At 68.2% G+C, this 8,458-nt stretch carries 7 protein-coding genes and 2 pseudogenes; 2 read left to right on the top strand and 7 right to left on the bottom strand.

Annotated features, from left to right (window positions below):
* Positions 1-1,056, bottom strand: a pseudogene (locus tag ASG00_RS16470) (preprotein translocase subunit SecA); the annotation flags it as partial.
* 200 nt (positions 1,057-1,256) lie between these two features.
* Here ASG00_RS16470 and ASG00_RS02195 point away from each other — a divergent pair.
* Both ASG00_RS02195 and ASG00_RS02190 read left to right on the top strand, forming a co-directional pair.
* The gene (locus ASG00_RS02195; RefSeq protein ID WP_056206509.1) at positions 1,257-1,865 is read left to right on the top strand and encodes a PadR family transcriptional regulator; all 609 of its coding nucleotides are present in this window, start codon (positions 1,257-1,259) and stop codon (positions 1,863-1,865) included.
* Positions 1,866-1,920: 55 nt separating this feature from the next.
* Positions 1,921-3,237, top strand: a complete 1,317-nt coding sequence (locus tag ASG00_RS02190) for a hypothetical protein (protein ID WP_056206507.1) — start codon at positions 1,921-1,923, stop codon at positions 3,235-3,237.
* Between the two features lie 96 nt (positions 3,238-3,333).
* Here the strand turns inward: ASG00_RS02190 and hpf are convergent, their stop codons facing one another.
* The 6 genes and pseudogenes from hpf to ASG00_RS02165 all read right to left on the bottom strand — a co-directional run bounded on the left by hpf (position 3,334) and on the right by ASG00_RS02165 (position 8,272).
* The gene (gene hpf / locus ASG00_RS02185; RefSeq protein ID WP_056206505.1) at positions 3,334-3,999 is read right to left on the bottom strand and encodes a ribosome hibernation-promoting factor, HPF/YfiA family; all 666 of its coding nucleotides are present in this window, start codon (positions 3,997-3,999) and stop codon (positions 3,334-3,336) included.
* 184 nt (positions 4,000-4,183) lie between these two features.
* The gene (locus ASG00_RS02180) at positions 4,184-4,999 is read right to left on the bottom strand and encodes an ABC transporter permease (RefSeq protein ID WP_056206502.1); all 816 of its coding nucleotides are present in this window, start codon (positions 4,997-4,999) and stop codon (positions 4,184-4,186) included.
* Complete coding sequence (locus ASG00_RS02175) at positions 4,996-5,916, bottom strand: ABC transporter permease (protein ID WP_045248286.1); 921 nt, start codon at positions 5,914-5,916, stop codon at positions 4,996-4,998. Before ASG00_RS02175 ends, ASG00_RS02180 begins: the two co-directional genes overlap by 4 nt.
* Position 5,917: 1 nt before the next feature.
* A pseudogene (locus ASG00_RS16465) lies at positions 5,918-6,618 on the bottom strand (ABC transporter ATP-binding protein); the annotation flags it as partial.
* Position 6,619: 1 nt separating this feature from the next.
* On the bottom strand, positions 6,620-7,030 hold a 411-nt coding region (locus tag ASG00_RS16460; protein ID WP_235559072.1), incomplete at its 3' end, for an ABC transporter ATP-binding protein.
* 3 nt (positions 7,031-7,033) lie between these two features.
* Complete coding sequence (locus tag ASG00_RS02165; protein WP_045248284.1) at positions 7,034-8,272, bottom strand: ABC transporter substrate-binding protein; 1,239 nt, start codon at positions 8,270-8,272, stop codon at positions 7,034-7,036.
* Positions 8,273-8,458: the final 186 nt, after the last annotated feature.

Below are 8,458 nucleotides of genomic sequence, written 5' to 3'. Positions count from 1 at the left end.
CTGGTTCTCGGCCTTGACCGGCACGCCCTCCTTCGCCTCGATGGCCTGGTGGATGCCCTCGTTGTAGCGACGTCCCACGAGGATGCGGCCGGTGTGCTCGTCGACGATCATGACCTCGTCGTTCATGACGACGTAGTCCGCATCACGCTTGAAGAGGGCGAGCGCCTTGATCGCGTTGTTGAGGAACGAGATGAGGGGGGTGTTCGCCGACTCGTAGAGGTTGTCGATGCCGAGATAGTCCTCGACCTTCTCGATGCCGGGCTCGAGCACACCCACGGTGCGCTTCTTCTCATCGACTTCGTAGTCGACGCCCGACTCGAGGGTGCGCACGACCTTCGCGAACTCGCCGAACCATCGGTTCGCCTCGCCCGACGAAGGGCCCGAGATGATGAGCGGGGTTCGCGCCTCGTCGATGAGGATCGAGTCGACCTCGTCGACGACCGCGAAGAAGTGACCTCGCTGCACGAGATCCTCCTTCTGCCACGCCATGTTGTCACGCAGGTAGTCGAAGCCGAACTCGTTGTTCGTTCCGTAGGTGATGTCCGCCTCGTACTGCTGGCGGCGCACCTCCGGCGTCTGACCCGAGACGATCGTGCCGGTGGTCATGCCGAGCGCGCGGTAGACGCGACCCATGAGCTCGGACTGATACGACGCGAGGAAGTCGTTGACGGTCACGACATGGACACCCTCACCGGCGATCGCGTTGAGGTACGCAGCGAAGGTCGCCGTCAGAGTCTTGCCCTCACCGGTCTTCATCTCGGCGATGTTGCCGAGATGGAGTGCCGCGCCGCCCATGATCTGCACGTCGTAGGGACGCTGACCGAGGGTGCGCCGGGCGGCTTCGCGCACGGCGGCGAACGCCTCCGGCATGAGCTTGTCGAGCGTCTCGCCCTGCGCATAGCGTCCGCGGAAGTCGGCGGTCTCCTCGCGCAGCTCGTCGTCGGTGAGCTGCGCGTACTCGTCTTCGAGCGCGTTCACGGCTTTCGCCACCTGCTGGAGTCTCCGCAGCACACGGCCTTCGCCGGCGCGGAGCAGCTTCTCAAGAGGATTGGCCACGGAACATCTCCATCTGGTCGGGTGCGGCGCACGCGCCGGCCCGAACGCTCACCGCGCCCGGGCATACGTCCCCATGTTATAGACCCGTGACTTTGAAGGGGGCTGGGTGAGGGCACTCGGGGGCGCGGCATCCGATCTTTGCATTCCCGGCATGTATATACTCAGCAATTACATACGCGGAAATCAGAAAGGTGGCCCGGATGTCGGTGCGTCAGAGTCTGCTCGCGATCCTCGACCAGGGAGCCTGCTACGGCTACCAGCTGCGCGCGGAGTTCGACCGCCGCACCGGCGGGACATCCCCCCTGAACGTCGGTCAGATCTACAACACGCTCGAACGCCTGGAACGCGACAGCCTCGTCGCCAAGGGCGACACCGACGCACACGGGCACGTGTTCTACGCGATCACCGACGCCGGCCGCACGGAAGCGCGCGACTGGCTGGCCGCACCCGTCGCCCGCGCCACCGGCACGCGCGACGAGCTGCCCATCAAACTCGCACTCGCCGCGACCCTCCCCGGCGTCGACGTCACCGCCATCGTGCAGACGCAACGCCGGGCGTCGCTGGCCCACCTGCAGGAGCTGCGACGCGCACAGCGCAGCGGCGAGCGCAGCGACGGCGACCCGAGCGGTGAAGAGCTCGCGTGGCTGCTCGTCGCGGATGCGCTCATCTTCCAGGCCGAGGCCGAGGTGCGCTGGCTCGACCACGTGGAAGGCCGACTCACGCAGCATCCTCCCCGCGCGCTCGAACTCGCCCTCGAGACCGAACCGCCGCGACGCGGACGGCCGCCGAAGGCCACAGCGATCGCCTGACCGCCCTCGGCGAACACCCAGAGGGGCGCCGCGCACCCGCCCATAGGATCGAGGAATGGCAGGCTTCTGGGGACGACGCAAGCGCGAGCAGGATGCGGCGACTGCCGCCCAGGACGCCGAACTGTCGCATCAGGCGGGCCGCGCGCTCGTCGATGTCGACGAGCGCATCCGCGTGACGACCGAGGAACTGGAGTTCGCGGAGGCCGAGTTGGGACCGGCCGCGACCCAGGGGCTGCGCGACGCGCTCGGCGCCGTGCGGACGCATCTCGGCGAGGCGTTCCACCTGAACCAGCTCAACCACGACGAGATCCCCGACACCGTCGAAGAACTGCGCACGCGCAATGCGCGCATCGTGCAGCTGTGCGCGTGGGCCGACGACCTGCTCGACGAGCGCACCGCCGCCCTCAGCGACGCGGTCGAACGGGTACGGCGCGCCCCCGAGGTGCTCGCGGGAGTGCGAACCTCGGCCGAGACTCTGCGCTCCCGCATCCCCGGCGCGCGCGAGAGCGTCGAACGCCTCGCGGCGCGGTACGCCCCGAGCGCGCTCGCACAGGTGCAGGGCGCCCCCGACGAGGCATCCCAGGTGCTCGACTTCGCCCTGCACAGCGCGGATGTCTCCTCCCGCCGCCGCGCCGCGGGCAACGCCGAGGAGGCGAACCTCGCGCTCGAGGCCGCGACCGAGTCGGTGCGCCGCGCGCAGTCGCTGCTCGACGGCGTGGACGATTTCGAGATCGAGGCGCTGCGCGCCGAGTCGACGCTCGCCGACGTGATCGCCGACTCGCGCGGCGACATCGTGCGCGCCCGGAACGCACCCGCGACCCCTGAGGTGGCCGCGGCGACCTCGGCGCTCGAAGCCGCGCTCTCGGCGCTCCCGCCGACCGGGACGAAGACCGACCCGTTCCGCGAGCTCACCCGACTCCGCGAGGCGAACACGGCGCTCGACGACGTCATCGCGAAAGCGCAGGCCCGCGCCGCGAACCCTCTCCCGTCGCCCGACCTCGTGCGCCACGCGATCGACGACGCCGATCGGCAGCTCGCGATCGCCGCGAACGTCATCTCCTCGCACCGCGGCTACATCGGCCCCGACGCCCGCACGCGCCTCGCCGAGGCCGAGCGCACCCGTGCCGAGATCGATGCGCTCCCCTCGGGCGAGGAGTCGCGTGAGCCGGCGCTGCGGCACGCGCGCCGCACCGCGCAGCTCGCGAGCGAGGCGCTCGCCCTCGCGCAGCGCGACATCGACAACTCGCGAGGCAACGACTGGGGAGGCGGCTGGGGAGGCCGCGGCGGACGCGGCGGCGGCATGGGCGACGCGGTCGGCGGCATCCTCGGCGGACTCGTCATCGGCGGACTCATCGGCGACATCTTCGACTGACATCTCACCGCGCCCGCTCGGCGCTCGCCTCGCGCCGGACCCCGCACGCGACGATGCCCGGACCTCACGGCCCGGGCATCGTCGTCGGATAGGCGCTCAGGATGCGAGCTGCTCCGCGCCGGGAGCAGCCTGCGTGCCGAGCGAGATGACACCGTAGTCCCAGCCCTTGCGGCGGTAGACGACGCTCGGGTGGTCGGTGCGGGCATCGACGAACAGGAAGAAGTCATGCCCGACGAGCTCCATGCGGTCGACGGCCTCCTCGACGGTCATCCATTCGGCATCGAACAGCTTCGTGCGGATGACCACGGGCGAATACTCGTCATCGGCCGCGTCCTCGCCCACCACCGGGATCTCCCCCGTCGCGACGGCGCGCAGCACCTCGACGGACGCCGGCTCGACATCGATGCCCTCAAGCGCGCCAGTTCCCTTGTCGAACGTCGCGCCCCGCGGATGATTTCGCGAGTCGACCCGCTTCTGCTTGGCACGCCGCACCTGTTCGCACAGCTTGTCGACAGCGACCTCGAGCGCCGCGAACTTGTCGTCGTCGACCGCCTCCGCCCGCACGATCGGTCCCTTGCCGGTGAGGGTGAGTTCCACCGTGGAGTGCTCGCCGCGCCCGCCGTGCGAGGGACGGTTGGTGACCTTGACGTCGAGCCGCTGCGCGCGGGGCGCGAGATTCTCGATGCGGGGGGCCTTGTCGTCGACGACAGTACGGAAGCGGTCCGTGATTCCCACGCCCACGCCGACGATGCTGGTGTCCATCTTTGACCTCCTAGTTCCGGGCCCGCCCGGAAAGGGGCGGACCGGCCGTCACCTTCTTGGTGCCCCCACGGTAGTCCGAGGTCGCGGACTTGTCACCCCGCGTTTCGCATGTGTTCAGAATGCGACGCCCAGGGCGAGGAAAGGTTGTCGGATGCCGCGGCCCCAGCCCCGCGGCATCCGATTCTCACGCGCTCTTCTTCGCTCTGCGCCAGGCGATGGCCTGGTAGATGAAGACCGCCGCGATCGCCAGCAGGAACACCGAGGACGCGATCACGTTCGCCTGCGGCGGCAACCCGCGCTGGGCGGCGACGTAGATGAAGATCGGGAACGTCTGGGTGCTGCCCGAGGTGAAGTACGTGATGATGAAGTCGTCGAAGCTGAGGCTGAAGCTCAGCAGCGCCGCCGCCACGATGCCCGGGAGCAGAAGTGGGAAGGTGACCCGCCAGAAGACCTGGTTGGGCGATCCGTACAGGTCGCGACCGGCTTCCTCGAGAGCCGGGTCGAGCGAGAGCACGCGCGCCCTCACCGTGACGACCACGAAGCTGAGGCAGAACATCGCGTGGGCGATGATGATGGTGCCGAGCCCCTTCGGCACCCCGGCGGTGAGGAACTGGGCGGCGAGTCCTGCACCCATGACGACCTCAGGCGTCGCCATCGGCAGGAACAGCAGCAGCGTGATCGCCGAACGGGCACGGAACCGGTAGCGCACCAGGGCGATCGCGATCATCGTGCCGAGGATGGTCGCGATGACCGTCGCCGTCAGACCCACCACGATGCTGTTGCCGAACGCGACGCAGACGTCGGGCTGGTCGCACACGGTCAGCCAGTTGCGGAACGTGAAACCGTTCCACGAGATGTTCGAGCGGTTCGCGTCGTTGAACGAGAACACGAACGTGTAGACGATCGGGATCAGGAGCAGGACGAACGCGACGGTCACGTAGGTCGGCAGCAGCCAACGGCCGAGTCCGAACCGGCGGCGGGTGGGAGCAGACGCACTCACAGCAGGTCCTCCGTTCCCGAACGGCGCACGTAGATGCCGACGATCACCACGATCACGAGCATCAGCAGGATGCTGAGCGCCGCCGCCTGCGGGTAGTTCACGGTGATGAGGAAGTTCGACTGGATGACGTTTCCGATCATCGAGGTCGACGCGCTGCCGAGGAACGACTGGCTTGCGTTCACATAGTCGCCGGCAGCCGGGATGAATGTCAGCAGGGTGCCCGACACGACGCCCGGAAGGGTGAGCGGGAACGTGACCCGCCAGAACGTCGTCGCCGGACTCGCATACAGATCGCTGCCCGCCTCGAGGAGCCGCTTGTCGAGCCGCTCGAGCGAGGCGAACAGCGGCAGCGTCATGAACGGCACGAAGTTGTAGGTGAGGCCGAACACGACCGAGAAGGCGGTGCCGGTGAGGTGATCCTGCGAACCCATGAGGCCGAGGAACTGAAGAGAGCTCACGACCGGGCCCTCGTCCGAGAGGATCTGCTTCCACGCGAGCGTGCGCAGGAGGAACGAGATGAAGAACGGCGCGATCACCAACACGAGAAGCAGGTTGCGAAGCAGCACGCGCTCGCGCAGCCGCACTCCGATGAAATAGGCGATCGGGTAGCTGATGAGCAGCGCGAACACCGTCGCGAGCAGCGCGAACCAGAATGAGCGCAGGAACTGCGGCCAGTACGAACTGATCGCGTCGACGTAGTTCTGCCACTGGAAGCCGTAGGAGAACACGCCGTACTCGTTCGGGTCGTTCACACCGAACGAGGTCATCACGAGCGAGACGAACGGAACCAGGAAGAACAGGGCGAGGTAGGCGAGCCCGGGGATCAGCAGCGCGAGCGCGACGACCCCGCCGCGGCGCGCCGCGGAGACCGGCTTCGCGGTCGCACCCCCCGCCGGGGCGAGTGCGGACAGTGCCATCTCAGGCGGCCTCGTCCGACGAGACGGATGCCGCGGCCGCCAGCTCGTCGCCCTCGGCGGCGTCGGCGCGGGCATCGCTGTCGAGCCCGAACGTGTGCTCCCGGTGCCAGGCGACCCACACCTCGACGCCCACCGGATACACCGCACCGAACACGAGGTTCTGCGCGAAGACGGTCACCGTGCCGGCACCCGGCACCTCGACGAGGTACTGGGTGCTGACGCCGGTGAACGAGACATCCGTGATGCGACCGGGACCGAGCACGTTCTGATCCGCGTCGGCGGCGGGCGCCGTCGCGTGCAGCAGGAGCTTCTCGGGACGCACGCCGAGCGTGATGCGCCCGCCGGTCGACACAGCGCGCGAGGCCGGCACCGCGAGCACGCCCCCGGCGGTGCGCACCGTCACGATGCCTCCGGCCGTCGACTCGACGTCGCCGGTGATGAGGTTCGACTGGCCGAGGAAGCCGGCCACGAATCCCGTGCGCGGCAGCTCGTAGAGCTCGGTCGGGCTGCCGAGCTGCTCGATGCGCCCCTTGTTCATGACCGCGACCGTGTCGGCCATGGTCATGGCCTCCTCCTGATCGTGGGTCACGTGCAGGAACGTGAGCCCCACCTCGGCCTGGATCGACTTCAGCTCGAGCTGCATCTGTCGGCGCAGCTTCAGGTCGAGCGCGCCGAGCGGCTCATCGAGCAGCAGGAGGGCGGNCTTGCGCTCGGCGACGTGGTCGAGCTCCACAAGGCGCAGTGCCTCGTGCGCCTTGGCGAGCGCATCGGAGACCCGACGACGGCGCAGGCCGAACGCGACGTTCTCGAGCACGGTCATGTGCGGGAAGAGCGCGTAGCTCTGGAACACCGTGTTGACGGGACGCTTGTGCGGCTTCACCGCGGTCACGTCGGCGCCGCCGATGAGGATCCGCCCGGCACTCGGGTCCTCGAGCCCGGCCACGAGCCGAAGGGTCGTCGTCTTGCCGCACCCCGAAGGTCCGAGGAGCGCGAAGAACGACCCCGCGGGGATCGTGAGGTCGAGCTCCTCGATCGCGGTGAACCCGGGGAACTCCTTGCGGATCCCGACCAGTTCGAGGTCGGCCCCGGCCTCGCCGAAGGACGTCGCCGCCACGGGTCAGGCCCCGAGCCCGACGGCTTCGAAGGCCGCGTTGTACTTCTGCTGCTCGGCGTTGGTGAGCTGACGGAAGATGTGCGCCTTCGAGAGCGTGGCCGCGTCGGGGAAGATCAGCTGGTCGTCGACGAGAGACGCATCGACCTGCGCCATGGCCTCCTGGGCGCCCTGCACCGGGGTGACGTACTGCACGTAGGCGGCGACCTGGGCGGCGACCTCGGGCTGGTAGTAGTAGTCGATCAGCTTCTCGACGTTCGACTTCTGAGTCGAGCCGATCGGGATGAGGAAGTTGTCGGCCCACAGGGTGCCGCCCGACTCGGGCAGAGCGAACTCGAACTTGTCCCCCACCTCCGCGTTGATCGACGAGATGTCGCCCGACCACACGATGGCGGCGAGGGTGTCCTCGTTCTTCAGGTCGTCCGCGTAGGAGTTGCCCTTGATGTTGCGGATCTGACCGTCGGTCACCTGCTTCTGGAAGGCGTCGAGCGCGTTGTTGAACTGGTCATCGCCCCAGCTCGAGCTCGACGGATCGACGCCCTGGCTGAGCATGATCAGGCCGATCGTGTCGCGCATCTCACTGAGCACGCCGACGCGCCCCTTCAACGCCGGGTCCCACAGATCGTCGAGGGTCTTGATGCCGTTGGGCACCTTCTCCTTGTTCCATGCGACGCCCGCGAAGCCGGTCTGCCACGGCACGGAGTTCGCGCGACCGGGATCGAATCCGGGGTTCTGCAGACTCGCCGCGAGGTTGGCGCTGACGTTCGGGAGCTTCGACTTGTCGAGCGCCTGGGTGAACCCGGACTGGATCCAGATGCCGGCCATCCAGTCGGTGAGGCAGACGGTGTCCGCGCCGATCCCCTGGCCGAGCGCGAGCTGGTCGCGAACCTTGGCGAAGTACGTGTTGTTGTCGTCGACGGCGACGTCGTAGTTGACGGTGATGCCGGTGTCCTTCTGGAAGGCCTCGAGGGTCGGGTAGCCGCCCTTGTCGTCCTCGTCGAGATAGAAGGCCCAGTTCGCCCAGGTGAGCTGCTTGACGGTGTCGGACATGTCGGTGGCGGGCGTCAGGCTGGGCGACGCACCGCCGGTGCCGCCGCCGACGCGCCCGGTGCAGGCGGCGAGGAAGGCGGCGAGCGAGAGCCCGCCGACGCCGGCGACGAAGCCACGGCGGGTGAGTTGGGACGCACGCGCCTGCGCGATGAGCGCGCGAACGGTGGGATCTTCGGGCAGCGGACCTCGGGGCATGATGACTCCTCTGTGCGGTGCGGAACTCTCTCGGGACTCCCGATCCTGTCAGCAACTATGGCGAAAGACTACGGATATCGTCGGCTGAAACATAGATTTCACATGTATCGCGATTCCGGTACCCTTCCGAGCGTCGGAATCCGCAGTAGCGTGGAGTCCACGACCTCGACCGCGGAGGAGGAGCAT

This window comes from Microbacterium sp. Leaf351, from assembly GCF_001423825.1.
GTDB classification, from domain to species: Bacteria; Actinomycetota; Actinomycetes; order Actinomycetales; family Microbacteriaceae; genus Microbacterium; species Microbacterium ginsengisoli.
This window is presented reverse-complemented; position numbering and strand designations above follow the sequence as displayed.

What these genes read in the sequence shown, in the direction of transcription:
- ASG00_RS02195 (WP_056206509.1), top strand. Translation starts at nt 1,257, where the DNA reads ATGTCGGTGCGTCAGAGTCTGCTCGCGATCCTCGACCAGGGAGCCTGC.
- ASG00_RS02190 (WP_056206507.1), top strand. Translation starts at nt 1,921, where the DNA reads ATGGCAGGCTTCTGGGGACGACGCAAGCGCGAGCAGGATGCGGCGACT.
- hpf (WP_056206505.1), bottom strand. Translation starts at nt 3,999, where the DNA reads ATGGACACCAGCATCGTCGGCGTGGGCGTGGGAATCACGGACCGCTTC.
- ASG00_RS02175 (WP_045248286.1), bottom strand. Translation starts at nt 5,916, where the DNA reads ATGGCACTGTCCGCACTCGCCCCGGCGGGGGGTGCGACCGCGAAGCCG.
- ASG00_RS02165 (WP_045248284.1), bottom strand. Translation starts at nt 8,272, where the DNA reads ATGCCCCGAGGTCCGCTGCCCGAAGATCCCACCGTTCGCGCGCTCATC.